Raw genomic sequence first — 19,744 nt, forward strand, 5'->3', positions numbered from 1 at the left:
CTGGCCAAACAGCGCAGCTGGTCAGAATCTGTGGCGTGGTGTCGCTGTGTTGCGGGGGGGCTGTTTGTTGTGGCAGCAGCATTCGCTTTGCTGCGCCGCCGCAAAGCGCGGCCGGATTGCCTACACTGGAAGCCCTGCCGACCGCCGGATTGCGCCATGACCGTTTCTGCCACCCTGTCCGCCCAGAGCGCGCCCCCGCGTCTGCTCGCTCCCGCCGCACCGCGCCTGGTGGCGCAGGCCATCCTGGATGGCTTCAACCATCACTACCAGGTGTTTCGCGCGGTATGCCGGCGCGCCCAGGCGCATTTCGAGGCCGGCGACGCCGCCGCGCAGCGCGCGGCCGTGCGCGAGCGCATTGCGTTTTACGACACGCGCGTGGCGGAGGCGACCCAGCGCCTCAAGCAGGAATTCTGCGCCGACCATCTGCCCAATGAGGACTGGGCGCGCATCAAGACCGAATACATCGGCCTTCTGGCGGGCCACAAGCAGCCGGAGCTGGCCGAATCCTTCTTCAATTCGGTGTGTTGCCGCATCCTGCACCGCAGCTATTTCCACAACGATTACATTTTCTACCGCCCGGCGGTGTCGACCGAATATCTGGAGGCCGACCCGCCAACCTGGCGCTGCTATTACCCCACGCCGGCCTCGCTGTATGAGGTGCTGGCGCAGGCCGTCGGCGATTTCGGCTTCACGCTGCCCTTTGAAAACCTGCGCCGCGACCTGCGGCGCGTGGTGAGTGCCTTGCGCCGCCATCTTGGCCGCTTGCCGCGGCTCGGTTACGGCGCACACATCGAGGTGCTTGCCGCGCCGTTCTATCGCAGCAACGCGGCCTACCTGATCGGCCGGCTGCGCATTGGCGCGCTCGACCAGCCGTTTGCGCTGGCGCTGTACCGCAGCGGCGCGGGCGAGCTGTATGTCGATGCCGCGCTATTCGATCCCTTGCTGGTGCGCCAGCTGTTCTCGATGTCGCGCGCGTATTTTCTGGTGGACATGGAAGTGCCCTCGGCCGTCGTCGGCTTCCTGCACGACATCCTGCCGGACAAGTCGAGTGCCGAGCTGTACACGATGCTGGGGCTGGGCAAGCAGGGCAAGACGATGTTCTACCGCGAGCTGATGCACCACCTGCGCCATTCCAGCGACACCTTCCAGTTCGCGCCCGGCATCAAGGGCATGGTGATGATCGTGTTCGCGCTGCCCTCGTTTCCCTTCGTCTTCAAGGTGATCAAGGACGTGATCGCGCCGCCCAAGGAAGTCAGCCGCCAGCTGGTGCGCGAAAAATACCAGCTGGTAAAACAGCACGACCGGGTCGGGCGCATGGCCGATTCGCTGGAGTTTTCCGACGTCGCGCTGCCGCGCTCGCGTGTCGCGCCCGAGCTGCTCGACGAGCTGCAGCGGCTGGCGCCGAGCATGGTCGAGATCGACGGCGATTCGGTCATCATCCGCCACCTGTATATCGAATGCCGCATGCAGCCGCTGAACATCTGGCTCGATACGCACGAGGGGCAGGATCTGGAGGACAAGGTGCGCGATTACGGCAATGCACTCAGGGAGCTGGCGATCGCCAACATCTTCCCCGGCGACATGCTGTTCAAGAATTTCGGCATCACCCGGCTGGGGCGCGTGGTGTTCTACGACTACGACGAAATCGAGTACATGACCGACTGCGATTTCCGCCGCATTCCGCCGCCGCCGACGCCCGAATTCGAAATGAGCGGCGAGGCCTGGTACACCGGCAACAAGGGCGAGGTGTATCCGGAGGAATTCGGCACCTTCCTGCTCACGCACGCGCCGGTGCGCCGCGCCTTCATGAAATACCACGCCGACCTGCTCAGGCCCGAATTCTGGCAGCAGGCCAAGGCGCGCATCCAGGCCGGCGCCCATCAGGATTACTACCCCTACCCGCAGAACCTGCGCTTTCCCCGCTGAGCTTGCAAACCCGGGATTTGCTCAGTGGCCGGCAGGCTGCAAGCGCTTGACCGCGCTGGCCGGCGACCAGGCCAGTGGCGCGTTTTCTGGCTGGCGCTGGATTGCGCCGGCCAGCAGCTCGGCCAGGCGGTCGTGTTCGGGAGGAACCAGGTCGCAGGCGGTGTCGCCATACACGGTGGTCTGCAGCGGGCTGGCGCCGGCGGCCAGCAGGAGCAGCACGCAGCCGACATGCCCATTGGCGGCCGCCTTGTGCAGGGCTGTCCAGCCTTCTTCATTGCTGTTGCCCGGCTGGGCGCCATGGTTGAGCAGCAGGCGCAGGACGGCTTCATGCCCGGCGCTAGCGGCGAGCAGCAAGGGGGTGTTGTCGCGCAGGCTGCGTACGTCGGCCGCCACGCCGCTGACCAGCAGATGGCGGATCACCGCAACATGGCCGTGCAGCGCTGCCCAGTGCAGGGCCTGGTAGCCGTCGCGGTCCCGTGCGCCGATGTTGGCGCCCTGCTCGAGCAGGGTCAGCAGGGCCGCGACCCGGCCGCTGAAGGCCGCCTGGATTAGCGGTGTCCAGCCCTGTTCATCGCGGGCGTCCAGCAGCGCAGGATCTTGTGCCAGGCTGTGCTGCAGGCGGGCCAGATCGTCGTCGCGCACCGCCAGATGGGCGCTGCTTGCGCCCAGGCCGGCAGCCGCACCGTCACTCTCGCGCAAAGGAATGAAATCCCAGACATCGCCCGTGTCGCGCGGTTGCGTCAGCAGTTTGTAGCCCCAGGCGAGGTTCATCAGTTCGGCGCCAATGTCGGGTGGAAAACCCATGCGGTCGGGCTTGTCCATGATCAGCAGTTCGTCGAGGTAGTCGTTGAGTTCCGGGCTGCCCCAGAGGGCGACCAGCCGTTCCGCAATTCTGGGATAGCGGTCAGCGAGTGCTTGCGGATAGAGTTCTGCCAGCCCGGCGTGCTGCAAGAGCTGTTTGAGTTCGGCCATGTCCGGCTCCGCGAATATTCATGCAATGCATGAACTGTAACGGTTTAGCAGCCGGCAGGTCTGTTAACAACTACCAGCATCCACCAGGAGTAAAACCATGCAGTCGCGTATCAGCCTGATCACGCTTGGCGTCGCCGATTTGCCGCGCGCGCGCGCCTTTTATCAAGCCCTGGGCTTTCGTGAACGCCCGGAAAGCCAGGAGAGCGTGGCCTTCCTGCAGTTGGACAGCGGCGCCCTGCTGAGCCTGTACGGTCGCGCCGCGCTGGCCGAGGATGCCGGCCTGCCCGATGACGGCGGGGGTTTTCCGCGCTTCAGCCTGGCGCACAATGTCGCCTCGCCGGCTGAAGTCGATGCACTGCTCAGCGAGGCCGTGGCTGCGGGCGCCACGCTGGTCAAAGCTGGCCAGCAGGTATTCTGGGGTGGGTACAGTGGCTATTTTGCCGACCCGGACGGTTTTCTGTGGGAGGTGGCCCACAACCCCTTTCTCGACCTGACCGGGGTGTCGGCATGACGGCATTGCGGCGCATGACGGTGGATGATTTGCCCAAGGTGGCGCGCCTGTTCCGGCAGACCTTCAATGCTCCGCCATGGAATGACGAGTGGCGCGATGATGCGCATGCGCGCCGTTATCTGGCCGGCCTGCTGGCCAACCCGCAAGGGCGCTGCTGGGTGGCGCTGGACGGGGGCGAGCTGTGTGGTGCGCTGTTCGGTCACCGTCGTGACTGGTGGAGTGGCGACGAGTGCTTTATCGACGAGTGCTTTATCGTGCCGCAATGGCAGGGCAATGGCCTGGGACGCTGGCTGATCGAAGCGGTGAGCGCCGAGCTGATGGCCGAAGGCATCAGCCTGCTGTCGCTGCTGACGATACGCCAGCTGCCGGCGGCCGGTTTTTACCGGCATCTGGGTTTTCAGGCCCAGCCCGATTGCCATCTGTTCTGGAAGCAGCTGGCGGATCAAACCGGATAAACGCGCTGCGCAGAACAATCGCGCCACCCATCGTCGCGCGGATGAAGCATCCCGGCTGGCTGTCACTGTCATGAAAACAAGCAGAGCACCTTCGCAGGCCGGGTAAGCGTCCTCCGGCACAGCGCCAGCACCGCAAGGTGCTACGTTTTGCCGGCCTTTCGCGGCTGCAGGGCTGGGCGCGCGGGTGGGAGTGCACATGAACAAGGCCGTGCCCGCGGGCACGGCCTTGTTGTTGCGGTGGGCGCTGCTCAGGCGCTGAGCAGGCGGTAGCCGCATTCGCCGCAGAAGGCCGCCGCCAGATCATTGACGGTGCGGCATTGCGGACAGTCATGCGCCTTGTGCGCCGCGCCGGTTTCCGGCATCGGCGGCTCGACCGCGCTGGCTGCCGGCGCCGTGGTGCTGGCGGTCAGGGGCGGGAGGTCGGCCAAGGGCGCGGGCGGCGGTGCGCTGTCTGGCGCTTGCGCAAGCGGGTCGAGCGCGAGCGGTTCGAGCACCAGCGGTTCGAGCACCAGTGGGCTTGCGCTCACCGGGCTGGCGGCCTGCTTGGTTTCTGGCGGGATGGCGGCGGCAGGCGCAGGGGCTTGCACGGTAGCCGCATCCGGTGCTGTGCTGTCGGCCGGCGGGGCGGCGGGACTGGCATCGGCGGCGACTTCGGCAGGCGGGGTGGCCTCTGCCGGGGCTGCGGCCTCAGTCGAGGCCATTGCGGCGCTTGCCGCAGGTGCAGCGCTTGCGGTCGTGGCACCTGCTGCCACTGGCGCGGCTGCCGGCTTGGTCTTCACCTTGCTGCGCGGCGCGGCGTCTGCAGCTTGCGGCGCGGGCTCGCCTTCGGCACTCAGGCGCAGGGCGCGGGTATTGCGCTCGATCTGCACCAGCACCGGGATCAGCAGCGCCACGATAAAGGCGATCAGCGCGCCCAGCGCCAGTGTCACGCCGGAAATGCGCTCGGCCTGGGCGAGCTGCCGGGTGGTTTCGGTTTCGCTCAGATTGCGGCTGAAGCGGCTGAAATAGTACTCACTGAGCTGGTCGGCCGTGTTGTCGCTGGCCCGACCGGTTTTGCGGTAATGCTGCAGCCCCTCGGCCAGAAAGTCGTCCCAGCCATCCAGCAACTGGTCGCGACGGTTTTCCGGAATATTCACCAGCATGCGGATCACCTGCTCGGTGGTGATGCCGCGCACGGCATGGGTCTTGATGATTTCCAGAATCTGCTCGCCGTACTCGGTATTGAGCTTGACGATGATTTCCTGGCTGGCCACATCGCCCTGCAGGCGATCAAGCTGGCGCAACTCGCCTTCTTCCTGCTGCTGGCTGAAGTCCGGCACCTTGAAGGCGTCGCCGCTGCGTGAGGCCACATAGACCAGCGCACCGAGAAAACCCAGCAGGGCCAGAACGGCAAAGCCGATGGCGACCATCTGGCCGGCGCGCAGCAGCAAGAGGGTAAAGCCGGAGGCATGGGGGACGTGCGTTGTGCTCATGATGAGTCCGTAGTGATCAGAATATGGGGGACAGCCCGGCCGCCGGGGCCGGAGCAGCAAGGGGCGGGCGCTCAGGCGCCGCCGGGGCGACGGGTGTCTTCCTCGCGCTTGCACTCGGGCGCTTCCGGGCGCTCGAAGCAGAGCTTGGTGCGGCAGGCTTCCACCTTGAAGATATTGCTCTTGTTGGCGCACTCGGCGTAGCGCGCCGAGAAGGAGTTCTGCACTGGCGTAGCTGCTACCGGCGTGATCAGCGGAGTGGGTACCACTGTGGCAATGGGTGTGGCGGTCGGTTTGGGCACGCGGGTCGGTTTGCTGCTTGGCGAGGGGCGCGCCGTCACGGGTGGCTGGCTGGGCAGGGCGGAGACCACGGCCATGGCGCTGGCTGCCGGGCTGCTGGCCACGACGGCACTGCCGGCGGCGGCATGGCTGGCAAAGCCGGCCTTCGAGCCGCTGGGGCGCAGGATCTCGACGGGCGCGCTGGCAGCCGGAGCCGCCGCAGGCTGCGAGGCAGCCGGCGTGCTCAGCGTGCTGTAGGCAAAGTAGCTGCCGCCCAGCAACACCAGCAGGCCCATGCCCAGAGCGCCCAGCACCAGCACGCCGCTCTTGCCGGGCGATGCCGGCCGCGCCGTCGCAGCCTTGGCCGGCGTGGCCGGCACGGCGGTCGCGGCGGGGGGGATGGTTGCCGCAGCCCAGGGATCGGGCGTCTGCGCTGCCGCGGTCGCGGCCGGGCTGGCCTCCACGCTGCTTGCGGGGAGCATCTCCGCGCCTGGCTGTGTCACGGCAGCGGCCGTGGAGGGCGCACTCGCAGCCGTGACACTGGTGGCCGTCTGCAGCGGCTTGCCGCAGGCCAGACAGAATTTGCTGCCGGCCGGATTGCTGCTCTGGCAGGACGGGCAGGACAGGGTGAGCGCACAGCCGCACTGCTGGCAGAATTTGGCGTGGTCTTTATTGCTGTAATGGCATTGCGGGCACTGCGACATGATCGTGGGCGCGGAAGAATGGAACAATGCGCCACATTACAATAGCTTTCGACATGCTTATCAATGAGCTTGATCACAGCCGGGGCATTCTGTATTGAATTGGCGACGCCGGCAGTGCGCGCCTGTCATGCGGGCGGGAGGACGGGCTGGCACGCCACAGCACACAGCCATGGCCGGCGCCGTGCTGGATTTTTGCATGGGTATGAGTCTGCAGCCAATGGTGAGCATGAGCTGCATGGCAATACCTCGTGTCAATTGCTGGCACCCATCGCGCCGGGCCGGCCAGATGCCGAATCTGCCTGGGCAGATTCGGCCCGGCCAGCTGGTGCGTGGGTTCAGCGCGCAGCCGGGCTGGTGCGCGTCCAGAGTTCGGCCATGCGTTCAAGTTTGCGGATCAGGGTTTGCATTGCGGTTCTCCTTGGTGTGGTGCAGCCATTGTGCCGCCTGCCGGGCTGGCGCCGCTGCGTAAAACTACCCGCGCCGCCGGCCACAATTCCCGCGCGCTGCGGGTTGCTGCGGAAGTCCGGGGCGGATTTCGGGCACAATGGGCGCCGTCATTCATCGTGCCGCCAAGAGACGTTCATCATGCTGCAACTCGCGCTGCAAACCGAAACCCGCGCCAGCGGCCTGCCCACGGAAATCCAGCTGCGCCAGTGGGCCGAAGCCGCCCTGCAGGCCGGCGTAGCCAATGCCGAAATCACCTTCCGCATTGTCGATACCGACGAGGGCCGGCAGCTCAACCGTGACTACCGTGGCAAGGATTACGCCACCAATGTGCTGACTTTCACCTTTGACGACGACATGCCGGCACTGCCCGGCCTGCCCTTGCTGGGTGACATCGTGTTCTGTGCGCCGGTGGTCGAGCGTGAAGCCGCGGAACAGGGCATCAGCCTCGAAGCCCACTACGCACACCTGACGGTACACGGCGTGCTGCACCTGCAGGGCTTTGATCACCTGGACGACGACGAAGCCGAGGAAATGGAAGGGCTGGAAACGCACATCCTCGCCGGCCTCGGCTACGCCGACCCGTATGCGGCAGAGAAATAAGCCGGATATGGCATCAGTCTGGCGCGGAGCCTACATGCGATGCTCGCCTTCGCGCGCCTTCTTGATCACGCCCTCAAGCATGCGCTTGCTGTCTTCCTGGGCAGCCTTGTCCAGCGCGGCGCGTTCAGTTTCGCTTAATGGCGTTTGTGCGGCTTCGTGCTGCAGCTGCGCGTTTGCGGCGGGAACCCCGGCTGGCGCTGCGCTGGCCGCCAGATTCTGGCAATAGCTGACGGCTTCGGGCGAGTTGTTTGCCCAGGCCGTGACATCAAGGCGTGCATCCAGCCCCATCAGCAGTGCGCGGGTGGTCACCCGGTCATTCGCCAGGCAGGCGGCATAGGCAAATCGCGACTTGTTCCAGTCGGTGGGGTAGCGCTGAACCAGCGTTTCGAACGCCGGTTTCAGCTTTTCCCAGCGCAGCAGGCTGTTGCGAAACAGCTGGTTGTCGAAGTAGATCAGGCCCGAATAGATTTCCGCGTACAGCATCTGCCTATCGCTGGATTTGCGTGTGGCCCTCATGACCAATTCGTCCACTTGCGCGTAGCTGCCGCCCCATTTGGGGAGCAGGTCCACTGCGGCGATCTGGTAGAGCGGGGTGTAATCGGGGTAACGCCGGATGCCTTCATCCAGCAGCTCGGCAAGTTCACCGAACTTGTCCACGGCAGCCAGCCGGTTGGCCAGAATCATTTCCGTATACCACCACGGCGTATTGCGGACTTTTGCCGGCGCGGCGAGCAGCAGCTCGCGGGCATTGTTCGCATGGGTGCGGATACGTCGCCAGTTTTCCTCCGGCACATCCTTGGCCAGTTTGCTGCCACGCAATTCCCAGGCCTGCTGCATTTCGACCTTGGCGGCAAAAATCCATGCGGCACTGGAGTTGGGATAGGCCTTGCGCCAGCGGCCGGCCTTTTCCAGCTGGCGGCGGTAAGCGCTGTCGTTGTTGCGTGTCTGTTTCGCAAGATACTCAAGGCCATTGGCCAGCACGACCAGTGTAGGGGCGCCGTCGGGCGTGCGTACCCTGGGCGACAGGTAAGGGGTGTAGCTGGCTTCGGCGGCGGCAAAGTCTTCATTGACCAGCGCGAGTACCAGCCGCCCGGTCAGTGCGGTGCGTTCTTCGTTGGCGGTGAGCGCGCCGGCACTGGCGCTGCAGAGCAGCAAGACACCCGCGGCCATGAGGGATTTGAACATCGGCAGGACTCCTGGTGATTCTGGTGATTACAGCGTAATGCCGTCCTGCTTTTCCGCCGGATTGGCCCAGCGCTGGCACTTCTTGAGGTAGGACTGCCCGCCCGCGCTCCACGCATCCAGGCTCACCCTCGGGCCGAGTTCGGCCAGCAGCCTGCGCGCCACGGCCTGGTCGCCGGCGACACAGGCAAAGTAGGCGTAGCCGGATTTGTTCCAGTCGCTCGGATAACGGCGCAGCAGGTCGTCGAAGGCCGCGCGCATCAGTGGCCATTCCGCCTTGCCGTCGATGAAAAGCCTGCCGCGGTACTGGCTCCAGTCGGCGTACCAGTAAATGCGGGCATACATCGATTGCCCATCCTGCGCGCTGTTGCCGGCCTGTTTGGCAAACTGGGCCAGGGCCGCAGTATCCGCGCCGGCTTTGGACGTCAGATCGACGGTATGCTCGAAAAAAATCGGGTAATAAGCCGGATGGCGTCGCAGGCCCTCGGCAACCATCGCCGAATGCTCCTGTGCCGTATCGGAGGTGGCGAGGCGCTCGATATTGATCAGGCTTGAGTACCACCAAGGGGTATTGCGCACCGCTGCCGGCGCCTCCAGCCGAGTAGGGTGCGCAAATCCTGATTTGCGCACGCGGTGCGATCGTTGAACATGCGCCCCGGTTCGGGCGAACCGCTTCCGGTGCGCAAACCCCAGCGGGATTTGCACACCCTACCATCGGGTATTCCATCTCGATTTTCATGGGTATGCCACCGCATGCTTTTGCATGTAATGGCTATATCGGCATGCCGTTGCGGGTATTGGTTTATGGGGCCGTGGGGCGTGCGCAAATCCTGATTTGCGCACGCGGTGCGGTCGTTGAACATGCGCCCCGGTTCGGGTGAACCGCTTCCGGTGCGCAAACCCCTGCGGGATTTGCACACCCCACGATGTTTTTCCTTGCAGGTGGCGTGTGCCAATAATGGACCTTCCCTTCTCCGGGGCTGTCCATGTCGCGCTACCGCCGTTCACGCCTCGCCGGGGCAAGTTATTTCTTTACCGTGGTTACGTATCGCCGCCAGCGCATCCTCACCGATGCCGCCGTGCGGCGTGCCTTGCACGACGCGATTGTGCGGGTGCGGCAACGCTATCCGTTCGTCATTGATGCCTGGGTGCTGCTGCCCGATCATCTGCACGCAATCTGGACGCTGCCACCCGGCGATGCGGATTACGCCTTGCGCTGGCGCTGGATCAAGCGCCTGGTCACGCGCGCAGTGGCGGGTGACTATGCGCGCCCGGACTGGCGGACTGCCTCACACTGCGCGCGGCGCGAAGCGACGCTCTGGCAACGACGCTTCTGGGAGCATCAAATCCGTGACGCGGCCGATTACGCGGCGCATGTCGATTATGTGCATTTCAACCCGGTGAAACACGGCCTGGTGGCTGCTGCTGCGGACTGGCCGCATTCCACCTTTCACCGCTGGCTGGCGGCTGGTGCCTATCCGCCGGACTGGGGTGGCCGTTGAGCATGCACCACGGTTTGGGTGAACGGCTTCCGGTGCGCAAACCCCTGCGGGATTTGCACGTCCTGCTCGCTTTGAACATGTGCCTCGCTGCGGGTGCAATGTTTCGGTGCGCAAACCCCTTCGGGATTTGCACACCCTACCATCGGGTTTTTCATGAGGGGTATATGGTTTTATCCCCTTTTTTGATTTGGCTGTAAATGTATGGGTGGTTGGGTATTGCTTTTCGTGGCCGTCGGGGCGCGCATTGCAGCTGCGCGCCGGTCTGGCGTTCAGTCGTCCAGCAGCTGCTGGTACAGATACACCAGCACCCGCGCCAGTTCTTCCGCCGTTTGTTCCTGCGCGGTGTTGCCACCGTGGCCGCCGCCGTCGGTTTCCAGGAACAGCGCCGGCTGGCCGAGCGCGTGCAGCCTGGCGACCATCTTGCGCGCGTGCGCGGGGTGCACGCGGTCGTCCTGGCGGCTGGTGGTGAACAGCGCGCGCGGGTAAGGCGAAACGCTGGCCGGGGCGATGTGGTGGTAGGGCGAGTAGGCGGCGAGCGCGGCGCCCTCGGTTTCGTCGTCCGGGTCGCCGTATTCGTCGAGCCAGCTGGCGCCGGCGTGCAGCTCCGCGTAGCGCAGCATGTCGAGCAGCGGCACCTCGCAGACAACGGCGTTGAACAGCTCCGGGCGCTGCACGAGGCAGGTGCCGACCAGAAGGCCGCCGTTGCTGCCGCCTTCAATCCCCAGCCGTCGCGCGCTGGTGACGCCGCGCGCGATCAGATCCTCAGCGACCGCGATAAAGTCGTCGAAGCTGGTCTGGCGTTTTTCCTTCAGCGCGGCCTCGTGCCAGACCGGGCCGAATTCGCCACCGCCGCGGATATTGGCGAGCACGAAGGCACCGCCCTGTTCCAGCCACTGCTTGCCAAAATGATCCAGATAGTAGGGCATCATCGGCAGCGCAAAGCCGCCGTAGCCATAGAGTAGTGTCGGGGTATTGCCATCCAGCTCAATACCTGATTTGGCTACAAGGAAATACGGTATGGACGTACCGTCGCGGCTTGTCGCGTGGTGCTGGGTGACGGCAAAGGGGGCGGCGTCGAAGGCCGGCGGCTGCGCGCGCAGCAACTCGGGCGCGGCGTTGCTGGCGAGGTCGTAGCGGTACAGCCCGGCCGGGGTGAGGAAATTGCTGAAGTTGTAGACGAGCACGTCCGACTGCCAGGGCTGGTCGACGAATTCGATCACGCCGCTTTGCGGCAGCGGGTTGGCGAAGGCCTCCCACGCCTCGCCCGCGCGGCGGAAGGTCAGGAGCCGGCTCTGCACGTTCTTGGTGATGATCACCGCCAGCCCGTTCAGCGTGGCTTCCAGCATCACATAGCTTTGCTCTGGCGCAGGCGCAAACAGCAGCGTGGCGGCGCCCAGTTCGCCGGTATCGGCGTCGGCGCGAATGGCTACGAGGCTGCCAGCCGGATACCGGGTGCCCTGGTATTTCCAGTCCATGTCGAGCTTGAGCAGCAGTTCACCGTGGCTGAAGGCTTCCAGCTCGCAGCGCGGCGGCAATTTCAATTGGCTAATGTCGCCGGCGGCGTCGATGTGGAAATAGGCCTTCTGATAGAAACTGAGCGAGGCTTCGATGACGTCGAACGGCGTCTGGTCGGCATCGAGAAAGCGCCAGGCCGACACCATCATCGCATCGGGCTCCAGCGCCAAGAGCGACAGCGCGTCGCCCCAGTCCTGCCCGCGCTGCAAGAGCACCGCCTCGCGCGAATAGCCGGATTCGGTCAGCTGGTCGTCGTCCCAGGCCGGGCAGACGAACACCGAATCGGGGTCGCGCCAGGCGATGTCGCTCTTGCCCAGCGGAAAGTGAAAGCCATCGGCGACAAAGGCGCGCGCTTCCACGTCGTATTCGCGGCAGACGGTGGCATCGGAGCCGCCCGGCGACAGCGTGAGCAGGCAGCGCTCCGGGGCGAGCGTGCAGTGATCGACACCGTCGAGATACCAGTCGACCTGCTCGGCGGCCGCCAGGGCATCAATGTCCAGCACGATGTCCCACGCGGTCTGCGCGGCGCGATAACTGTCCCATGTCGTGCGGCGGTACACGCCGCGCGGGTTCTCGGCGCTCTGGTGAAAGTGATACAGCCAGCCGCCGTGTTCAGAACAATACGGAATCTGCCGCGTGTCGCGCAGCGTCGCGAGGATGTCGGCCGCCAGCGGCGCCATGCGCGGATCGGTGTCGAGCGCCGCGCGGGTCAGCGCGTTCTGTTCGGCGACCCAGGCGAGCGCGGCGGGTGAGTCGAGGTCTTCGAGGTGGCGGAAAGGATCGGTCACGGCGGCATCGCTGGCGGCAAAAGCGCGATTATCCGGCAGATTGCTGCCGGCAGGCCAATCACTTGGGGCGTCGGCGGGACATCAGCGGCGGTGTGCGCGTGCGTCTTGCCGCGCGGGGGACTTGTCCTGCAGGGCCGGGCACTGCACGCCGGGGGCGGGGCCGGCTGCGGCCTCGACAGGCTGGGTCGGCTCCGGCTTGCGCCACAGCCAGCTGCCGACCGCCAGCAGGATCAGTGCGACGGGGATGACGACAGGCCAGCGCCAGGCGGTGAGTACGCCGCACAGCAGCCAGCCCAGCAGCATGCCGGAACACGCCCAGCGCTTGCCCTTGCGGCTGATTTCGCCGCGCAACAGCCAGGCCTGCAGGTGCGGGCCGGCGCCGGGCATGGCGAAGAGCCGGGCCTGCAGCGCGGGCGAGGCGTGGCCGAAGGCCCAGGCGGCGATGATCCAGAAAATGGTGGTCGGCAGCACCGGCAGGAAGGCGCCGATCAGGCCCAGCACAAAGGCGGCGTGGCCCAGCGCCATCAGCGCATAGCGCAGCGGGCGGGATAACTGGCGGGCAGCGGGAAGCGGCATGGCGGCGCTCCGGAACAACCGGGGATTGCAGTATGGGCCAGTGCCGGCCGGCTTGCCAGCGCTGCCCGGTCAGCACGCCGGCCGGGCGGCTGACAGAGGCTGCCCACGATTTTCGCGCCAGCGCGCACGGCAAATCGCGAGCCGCTGCGAATCGTGCCGGATGACGGCACGTTGCCTGCAGCTGGGCGGCAAAGCGGTGCTTTGCCGCCCGTGCGTGCGCGGCGTGCAACACAATCGGCATGGTCTTCGGTTATTATTGCGGTTCCCCGACAACCGGATGTAAGCCCGCCCCCATGGACGATTCCTCTCCGCAGCAGCAGAAAGCCAGCTGGCTCGAACGCCTGACCCACTTTCTGCTGCGTGAACCGGAAAACCGTGGCGAACTGATCGAAGTTCTCCACTCTGCCTTTGAACGCCATCTGCTCGACAGCGATGCCCTTGCGATGATCGAAGGGGTGCTCAATGTCGGCGACATGCAGGTGCGCGACGTGATGGTGCCGCGCGCCCAGATGGACGTGATCGACATCGACACCCCCCCCTCCGAATTCATTCCCTATGTGATCGAGACCGCGCACTCGCGTTTTCCCGTCGTCGATGGCGACAAGGACAACGTGATCGGCATCCTGCTGGCGAAGGACCTGCTGCGCTATTACGCGCTGGATGCCGATTTCAACATGCGCGACATGCTGCGCCCGGTGGTGTTCATTCCCGAGGCCAAGCGCCTGAATGTGCTGCTGAAGGAGTTCCGCATCAACCGCAACCACATGGCCATCGTGGTTGACGAATACGGCGGCGTGGCGGGGCTGGTGACCATCGAGGACGTGATCGAGCAGATTGTCGGCGACATCGAGGACGAGTACGACGACGACGAGGAAGACAGCATCGTGCCCGACCGGCGCGGCCGCTGGCGCGTGAAGGGCGATACCGAAATCGCTGATCTGAACGCGGCGCTGGAAGCCAGATTCGCCGACGACACCTTCGACACCGTGGCGGGTCTGGTGATCGACCAGTTTGGCCGCGTGCCCAAGCGCGGGGAAACCATTGCCTTTGAGGGCTACCAGTTCCAGGTGCTGCGTGCCGACAGTCGCCGCGTGCATTCGCTGCTGGTCGAGCGCCTGCCCGAGCGGCAGACGCGCATGCCCGACGAGGTGGAAGACTGATGTCCGGGCGACGCTGGCTGCCACGGCGCACCTGGCAGCTGGCACAGTGCCTGCTGCCGGTGGGCGCGCTGGGCGTGTTTGCCCTGGCGCCGCTGCGGCTCGTCCCGCTGGCCTGGCTGGCGCTGGCCGCGCTGTTCGCCGGCTGGCGCCATGCCGGCGCTCCCGGCCGCGCAGCCCTGCTCGGCTTCGGTTGGGGTCTGGGGTATTTCCTTGCGACCATTCACTGGGTTTACATCAGCCTGCATACCTATGGGGGCATGATGGCCTGGCTGGCGGCCCTGTGCACGCTGCTGTTTGCCGCCTATCTGGCGCTGTTTCCGGCGCTGGCCGGCGCACTCGCCGGCTGGCTGCAGCAGCGCCGCCCCGGGTGGGTCTCGCTGGTGCTGGGCATGCCGCTGGCCTTTGTGCTCACCGAGGCGTTGCGCGGCTGGCTGTTTACCGGCTTTCCCTGGGCCGGCATCGGCTACAGCCAGCTGCCGCTGCTGGCTGGCTGGCTGCCGCTGCTGGGCAGTCATGGCCTGACCCTGCTGCTGGCGCTGGCGGTTGCGGCGACGCTGTGGCGCTGGCGCAGCGGCCTGCTGCTGGCGGGCGTCATCCTGCTGGCGGGCTGGGGCCTGGGCCGCGTGGCGTGGACGACAGCGCTGGGGGCGCCGGTCACGGTGAGTGTGCTGCAGGGCAATATCGCGCAGGACATCAAGTGGACGCGCGACAGCTATTTCCTCAGCCTGCGCACTTACCGCGATCTGCTGCAGCAGGCGCAGGGCCGGCTGGTGGTGATGCCGGAAACGGCCATCCCGTCTTTTCTGAGCCAGACGCCGCCCGAGTACCTGCACTTGCTGCGCCAGCTGTCGCAGGCCGACAACAAGGAGGTATTGCTGGGCATCGCACTGGATACCGAGCGCGCCGGGGAATACTACAACGGGGTAATCCGGCTGGATCAGCCCCTGGCGACGCAGTACCGCAAGAGCCATCTGGTGCCCTTTGGCGAATTCACCCCGGCGCCCTGGCTGTTTGGCTGGATGTACCGCTTCATGAGCATCCCGCTGGACGGCTTTTCCTCCGGTGTCGATCCGCAGCCGCCGTTTGCGCTGGCCGGCGGGCAGATTGCTGCGAACATCTGCTACGAGGACATCTTCGGCCACGAATTCCGCGTCAATGCGGCCAACGCCACGCTGCTGGCGAATTTCTCCAACCTCGCCTGGTTCGACGGCTCCTGGGCCGCCGAGCAGCAGCTGCAGATGGCGCAGGCGCGCGTGCTGGAAAACGGCCGCGAGCTGATTCGCGCGACCAATACCGGGGTCACCGCCGTGGTCGGCATTGACGGCCGCGTGCGCGCCCGCCTGCCCGAGCGGACGCGCGGCGTGCTCGAAAGCCGCGTCACGCATTACACTGGCGCCACGCCCTACCAGCGTTTCGGCGACTGGCCCGTGTGGCTGGCCTTATTGATCATGATGGGGGTATGCCTTGCCAGCCCTCTCCATAGAAAGCATGAAGACTGATACCCTCAAGAAAATCGCCCTCTTGCCACTGCTGCTGTCCGGCTTGTGCATGGCCGCCGTGCCGCAGCAGGCCCAATCGCGCAAGCCGGCGCTTGACCAGCCGGCCGGCACGCCGGCCATGCCCAGCGCAGCACCGCAGCGCGTGCTGGCCGTCGGCGACTCGCTGATGGGCGGCGTGGCGCAGATGCTGGCCTGGCGCATCAAGCGTGACGGGCGCCGGGAATTGCAGCTGCTGGATCGCCACAAGCTCAGCAGCGGGCTGGTGAACCGCAAGTTTTACGACTGGCCGGCGCAGCTGGAACGCCTGCTGGCCGAGCACAAGCCGGCCACCGTGCTGATCATGCTCGGCGGCAACGATGCCGGCATGAACATCCGCGACAATGGCCGCACGCTGAGCTTTGGCGGTGATGCCTGGCAGGATGCCTACCGCCAGCGCGTGAGCGCGATGATCGATCTGGCCAAGTCGCGCGGCGCGCGCGTGGTCTGGCTGGGCCTGCCGCCGATGGAAAAGGCCGACTACAACGCGCAGATCCAGCTGCAGAACAGGGTGTATGCGCAAGCCGCGCGCGAAGCCGGCATTCCCTATATCGACAGCGCCAGCCTCTTGGGCGACGACAAGGGCGGCTATGTCGCCACATTGTCCGAGAAGGGCAAGACGGTGAACCTGCGTGCGAAGGACGGCGTCCACCTTGCGCCGCGCGGCGGCGACATCCTCGCCCGCGCCGCGCTGGCCAAGCTGCCGCCCGAACAGGTGGCCGCAGTCAGCCCCTGACGGCTGGCTGGTCTCGGCCCGAGCCGCTCAGCCCAGCCGGCTGGCTGCCAGCAGGGCCGGCACATCGCCCTTGCGTTGCGAGCCGGCGTCGTCCATCACCACGAACAGCGCGCGCAGTTCCAGCGTGCGCCCGACAGGGCTGAGCACGATCTGGCCTTCGCTGGTTTCGCAGGCCAGCGCCGTGCCGATGCCGGCGTCGGCCAGCGCGATCAGCACATCGCGCCAGGCATAGCGGCCGCTCACCGCGATGCGCTCGCACTCCTCGCCCTCGCTGGAAAACAGCCCTTCGAGCACCACCTCGGCGCCCGGCGCCAGCACGGCGCGGGCGATGGCTTCCGGGTAGCCGTGCATCACGCGCACCACGCCGCTGGCGCCAAAGCGTTTCATGCGTTCGCGGTTCGGTTCCTTCACGCATTCGGCGACGATCAGCCCCTGCATGCCCTGGCTGCGCAGCCGGTCTATCGTGTCGAGCGTGTAGGAATCCGAGTCGGCGTCGGTGCTGTTGGCGGCAACCAGGATGACGGCGTGCGCAGCGCTGGCGCCTGCCGCGGTCAGATTGGTCTGGCTGGTGCCCACGCCGTTGATCCAGCGCACCTTGCGGTCGACCAGCTCGGAGGGAAACTGCTCGAAGCGGTTGCTGATCACCACGATGGGGCGGTTTTCCCAGTCGCGGTGGCGGCGCAGTTCGTCGATCAGGCGTTCGAGGTAGCGCACCGGGTTGTTGGCCGGCGCGCCGATGATGATCACGTGCTCGTGCATGGTGTGGTAGCTCCATTTGCCGTGCAGGCGGCGCTGGAAGTGGGACGACAGCAGCTGGAAGAATTCGCCGACCAGATTGCCGAGGATGAAGATCGAGCCGCCGTAGAGCAGGATGATCGTGCACCAGCGCCCAGCGTCGGTCTTGGGGAAGAGGTCGCCGTAGCCGACGGTGACGACGGTGGTCAGCGTCAGCCACAGCGCGTCGAACCAGCGCAGCTTCTCGATGTAGTGGATCAGCGTGGTGTGCGTGACCAGCAGCGTGAGCAGCCAGACCGTCCAGAACAGCACGCGCTGCGGCAGGCGGTGCTGCTGGAAGAGGCGGCCGCGCCGCAGCAGCCATTGGAATAGGGGCATCTCCGCCCTCCGGATTCGGAAACCGATGCGCGCATTATGGGCAGCGCGGACGGCACCGCGCCATGCTCATGGCATGGCCGGCCTTGAGGGTAGGCGCGACGGATGGGGCGGCTTTATGGGTATGTAGACATGGCCCTTTCTGGTAAAGGGCTGTGGCGGCATGGCCTATTGGGTATCCGGCTTGGCGCTGCTTGCTGCCCTGCTGCCTTTCGGCAACAGGACGATGCGCGTGCCGGCCAGCGCATCCTGCAGCAGCTGTCTGTCCCTGGCGATAAAGGCCCAGCACCAGGGCAGCAGCACCAGGCCGGTGGCGAGCCATGCCAGCGGTAGCCAGCCAGCGTCGTGACGCGCCAGCAGCCAGGCCGGCAGCACCAGCACATAGCACAGTGCAGCCACCACATAGCGGATCAGGCACTGGCGCAGGCTGGGCGCCTGGCCGTGGCGATCCTGCAGCTGGCAGCGCCAGGTGCGCATGGCCAGCGTCTGGCCGCTCTTGCGCCAGCAGAAGACGAAATAGAGGCCGGTGAGCCCGAACAGCCAGCCGAAATGCAGCGCCTGCGCCAGCCAGGACTGGCTCAGTGCCGTCACCGGCTGGCCGGTGAGCAGCTGGAACAGGCCGTTGAAGATGCCGGCGAGCACCAGCAGCAGTGCGCCGGTCAGCAGCATTTCGTAAATCAGTGCGGTAAAGCGGCGCAGCCAGCTGGCTGCGGGCAGGGTCGGAGTCGGAGAGTTCATGCCGGTTCGGTCGGGTTGCTCGGGGCTGGGCGGAATGGTCGGGTTGATCAATCAGGGGCGTGGCGCTGCGGTGGCGGGTGACCGGCCGGTCTGGAGGCGCCATGCCGGTGCCGGCGCACCTCGCGCAGGATGCGCTCGCGTTCCTCGGGCGGCAAGGCCATCAGCCGTTCGTAATTGGCGCGCGCGCGTTCGCGCTGCTCGGGCGTCAGCTCGGCCCAGCGCTGGATGCGTTCGCGTATTCTGGCCTGTTTTTCGGGCGGCATGTCCGGATAGCGCGTGGCCATGTGCGCCAGCTTGTCCTGGCGTTCTCCCGGCAGGCTGGCCCACTGGCTTTCCAGCGGCGCCAGCAAGGCCTTTTGCGCGGGGTCGAGGGCCTGCCAGCTGGTGGCTGCCAGCGCGGCGGGCGCCAGCAGTGTCAAGGCAAGCAGCAGACTCAGACGGGGCTGGGCGGGCATGCGCATCATGGCCTCGGCGAGCTCTGGCGCAACTGCTGTTCCAGTGCATCCGACAGCAGCAGGTCGGGATCGGCGTCGCTGCTGAGCAGCTCCGTTTCCCAGTTCTGCTCCTGGATGCGCTGCTGCCATTGCCAGCTGCCCAACAGTGCGGCGAGCAGCAGCAGGGCTGCGGCCCAGCGCCAGGGATGTTCATGCCACTGCCGGGCCAGCACCTGTCCCAGCACCGGCGTGCGCGGGACGCTGCTGGCGGCCAGCGCCTGCTGGCGGGCCCGGGCCAGACGCGCGGTGACGGCCGGGGGCAGTGCGCGCGCATCCAACTGCTGGCAGGCCTTGCGTGCCAGGGCTTCCGGTGCGGGTTCGTGCACGGATTTGTTCATAAGCTCACTCCATGGCGGTCGAGCCAGGCGGACAGGGCCGCGCAGGCGCGCGAGCAGTGGGTTTTCACGCTGCCTTCCGAACAGCCCATGACGCTGGCGGTTTCGGCCGTATCCAGTTCTTCCCAGTAACGCAGGATGAAGGCTTCGCGTTGACGCGGCGGCAGTTGCGCCAGGCCTGCTTCGATCAGCGCCATCGTGCGGTGCTGCGCGCTTTCTTCTTCGGGTGTGGCCGGCGACGGCGCGGCGTGCGGCAGCCAGTCCAGCGGATCACCATCGCTGTCGCCGTCGCGCTCGGCCGGGCGAAAGCTTGAAAACAGCGAAGTCCACAGATTGCGTACCTTTTGCCGCCGGTAATGGTCGCGGATGGCATTTTGCAGGATGCGCTGGAACAGCAGCGGCAGCTCGCCCGCCGGGCGCGCCGCATAGGATTCGACCAGACGCAGCATCGCGTCCTGCACCAGATCGAGCGCCTGTGCCTCGTCGCGGGTCGCGAAGCGCGCCTGCTTGAAGGCGCGCTGCTCGATGCCGGCCAGAAAGGCGGAAAGCTCATCCTGCGACGCCAACGGCTACTCCCTTGTTGTGCTTCGGGTTTTCGGTGTGCGGCGGATACTAGCAAACACCTATTGCGAGTGCGAGCAAAAACTTGCCAAGCCGGCCGGCATCCGTTAACTTGCGGGGTTCAACATCCATTCCAGATGAAGCGTTGC

Annotated in this window: 20 protein-coding genes; 8 read left to right on the forward strand and 12 right to left on the reverse strand. The window is 66.0% G+C overall.

All coding sequences use genetic code 11. From position 1 onward, the window contains the following. Nucleotides 1-156: 156 nt before the first annotated feature. A complete protein-coding gene (gene aceK, locus C515_RS0101615) occupies nucleotides 157-1,926 on the forward strand; it encodes a bifunctional isocitrate dehydrogenase kinase/phosphatase (RefSeq protein WP_051304509.1) in 1,770 nt (589 codons plus the stop codon). A gap of 21 nt (nucleotides 1,927-1,947) precedes the next feature. Here the strand turns inward: aceK and C515_RS22170 are convergent, their stop codons facing one another. Beyond that, complete coding sequence (locus C515_RS22170) at nucleotides 1,948-2,898, reverse strand: ankyrin repeat domain-containing protein (protein WP_051304510.1); 951 nt, start codon at nucleotides 2,896-2,898, stop codon at nucleotides 1,948-1,950. A gap of 97 nt (nucleotides 2,899-2,995) precedes the next feature. Here C515_RS22170 and C515_RS0101625 point away from each other — a divergent pair, with 97 nt between their 5' ends. Beyond that, a complete protein-coding gene (locus tag C515_RS0101625) occupies nucleotides 2,996-3,409 on the forward strand; it encodes a VOC family protein (protein ID WP_028454102.1) in 414 nt (137 codons plus the stop codon). Next, complete coding sequence (locus tag C515_RS0101630; RefSeq protein WP_081686686.1) at nucleotides 3,406-3,864, forward strand: GNAT family N-acetyltransferase; 459 nt, start codon at nucleotides 3,406-3,408, stop codon at nucleotides 3,862-3,864. The genes C515_RS0101625 and C515_RS0101630 overlap by 4 nt, the downstream gene beginning before the upstream one ends. Before the next feature lie 248 nt (nucleotides 3,865-4,112). Here C515_RS0101630 and C515_RS24735 read toward each other — a convergent pair whose 3' ends face one another. Together C515_RS24735 and C515_RS0101640 are read right to left on the reverse strand one after the other, a co-directional pair. Continuing rightward, nucleotides 4,113-5,336: a zinc ribbon domain-containing protein gene (locus C515_RS24735; protein WP_051304511.1), complete on the reverse strand. Its 1,224-nt coding sequence runs from the start codon at nucleotides 5,334-5,336 to the stop codon at nucleotides 4,113-4,115. Between the two features lie 71 nt (nucleotides 5,337-5,407). Next, nucleotides 5,408-6,343: a double zinc ribbon domain-containing protein gene (locus C515_RS0101640; RefSeq protein ID WP_158380762.1), complete on the reverse strand. Its 936-nt coding sequence runs from the start codon at nucleotides 6,341-6,343 to the stop codon at nucleotides 5,408-5,410. A gap of 558 nt (nucleotides 6,344-6,901) precedes the next feature. On the opposite strand from C515_RS0101640, the gene ybeY reads away from it, so the two are divergent. Continuing rightward, nucleotides 6,902-7,363 (forward strand): rRNA maturation RNase YbeY, encoded by a 462-nt coding sequence (ybeY, locus tag C515_RS0101645; protein WP_028454105.1) that lies wholly within the window; start codon nucleotides 6,902-6,904, stop codon nucleotides 7,361-7,363. 30 nt (nucleotides 7,364-7,393) lie between these two features. On the opposite strand, the gene C515_RS0101650 is transcribed toward ybeY, so the two are convergent. Continuing rightward, nucleotides 7,394-8,548, reverse strand: a complete 1,155-nt coding sequence (locus tag C515_RS0101650; protein WP_028454106.1) for a DUF4034 domain-containing protein — start codon at nucleotides 8,546-8,548, stop codon at nucleotides 7,394-7,396. 27 nt (nucleotides 8,549-8,575) lie between these two features. Continuing rightward, on the reverse strand, nucleotides 8,576-9,175 hold the full coding sequence (locus tag C515_RS19055) for a hypothetical protein (protein WP_211233955.1): 600 nt from the start codon (nucleotides 9,173-9,175) through the stop codon (nucleotides 8,576-8,578). 356 nt (nucleotides 9,176-9,531) lie between these two features. Here C515_RS19055 and C515_RS0101660 point away from each other — a divergent pair, with 356 nt between their 5' ends. Then, nucleotides 9,532-10,047, forward strand: a complete 516-nt coding sequence (locus C515_RS0101660; protein WP_028454107.1) for an REP-associated tyrosine transposase — start codon at nucleotides 9,532-9,534, stop codon at nucleotides 10,045-10,047. 269 nt (nucleotides 10,048-10,316) lie between these two features. On the opposite strand, the gene C515_RS0101665 is transcribed toward C515_RS0101660, so the two are convergent. After that, nucleotides 10,317-12,350 carry a prolyl oligopeptidase family serine peptidase gene (locus tag C515_RS0101665; RefSeq protein ID WP_028454108.1) on the reverse strand — a complete coding sequence of 678 codons (2,034 nt, stop codon included), beginning with the start codon at nucleotides 12,348-12,350 and terminating at the stop codon, nucleotides 10,317-10,319. Between the two features lie 81 nt (nucleotides 12,351-12,431). Continuing rightward, nucleotides 12,432-12,926, reverse strand: a complete 495-nt coding sequence (locus tag C515_RS19060) for a YbaN family protein (RefSeq protein WP_051304513.1) — start codon at nucleotides 12,924-12,926, stop codon at nucleotides 12,432-12,434. Between the two features lie 293 nt (nucleotides 12,927-13,219). On the opposite strand from C515_RS19060, the gene C515_RS0101675 reads away from it, so the two are divergent. Genes C515_RS0101675 through C515_RS19065 form a run of 3 tightly spaced genes read left to right on the forward strand, consistent with a single transcriptional unit; the run spans nucleotide 13,220 to nucleotide 16,357 of the window. Continuing rightward, nucleotides 13,220-14,086, forward strand: coding sequence for a CorC family transporter (locus tag C515_RS0101675; RefSeq protein ID WP_028454109.1), 867 nt, complete (start codon nucleotides 13,220-13,222; stop codon nucleotides 14,084-14,086). After that, the gene (gene lnt, locus C515_RS0101680) at nucleotides 14,086-15,585 is read left to right on the forward strand and encodes an apolipoprotein N-acyltransferase (RefSeq protein ID WP_028454110.1); all 1,500 of its coding nucleotides are present in this window, start codon (nucleotides 14,086-14,088) and stop codon (nucleotides 15,583-15,585) included. The genes C515_RS0101675 and lnt overlap by 1 nt, the downstream gene beginning before the upstream one ends. Then, nucleotides 15,575-16,357, forward strand: a complete 783-nt coding sequence (locus tag C515_RS19065) for an SGNH/GDSL hydrolase family protein (protein ID WP_051304514.1) — start codon at nucleotides 15,575-15,577, stop codon at nucleotides 16,355-16,357. Before lnt ends, C515_RS19065 begins: the two co-directional genes overlap by 11 nt. A 27-nt stretch (nucleotides 16,358-16,384) precedes the next feature. On the opposite strand, the gene C515_RS0101690 is transcribed toward C515_RS19065, so the two are convergent. The 5 genes from C515_RS0101690 to C515_RS0101710 form a co-directional block, all read right to left on the reverse strand. Continuing rightward, entirely contained in the window at nucleotides 16,385-17,470 is a 1,086-nt protein-coding gene (locus tag C515_RS0101690) for a potassium channel family protein (RefSeq protein ID WP_028454111.1), read from the reverse strand. Between the two features lie 165 nt (nucleotides 17,471-17,635). Continuing rightward, nucleotides 17,636-18,205, reverse strand: coding sequence for an RDD family protein (locus C515_RS0101695; protein WP_144290296.1), 570 nt, complete (start codon nucleotides 18,203-18,205; stop codon nucleotides 17,636-17,638). A 47-nt stretch (nucleotides 18,206-18,252) separates the two neighbouring features. Beyond that, a complete protein-coding gene (locus C515_RS19070; protein ID WP_158380763.1) occupies nucleotides 18,253-18,660 on the reverse strand; it encodes a DUF3106 domain-containing protein in 408 nt (135 codons plus the stop codon). A 5-nt stretch (nucleotides 18,661-18,665) separates the two neighbouring features. Beyond that, nucleotides 18,666-19,037 carry a DUF3619 family protein gene (locus C515_RS23960; protein WP_028454113.1) on the reverse strand — a complete coding sequence of 124 codons (372 nt, stop codon included), beginning with the start codon at nucleotides 19,035-19,037 and terminating at the stop codon, nucleotides 18,666-18,668. Continuing rightward, on the reverse strand, nucleotides 19,034-19,600 hold the full coding sequence (locus C515_RS0101710; RefSeq protein WP_028454114.1) for an RNA polymerase sigma factor: 567 nt from the start codon (nucleotides 19,598-19,600) through the stop codon (nucleotides 19,034-19,036). Before C515_RS0101710 ends, C515_RS23960 begins: the two co-directional genes overlap by 4 nt. Nucleotides 19,601-19,744 lie beyond the last annotated feature (144 nt).

The sequence above is a fragment of the Chitinilyticum litopenaei DSM 21440 genome (assembly GCF_000428145.1).
Classification (GTDB): Bacteria; Pseudomonadota; Gammaproteobacteria; order Burkholderiales; family Chitinibacteraceae; genus Chitinilyticum; species Chitinilyticum litopenaei.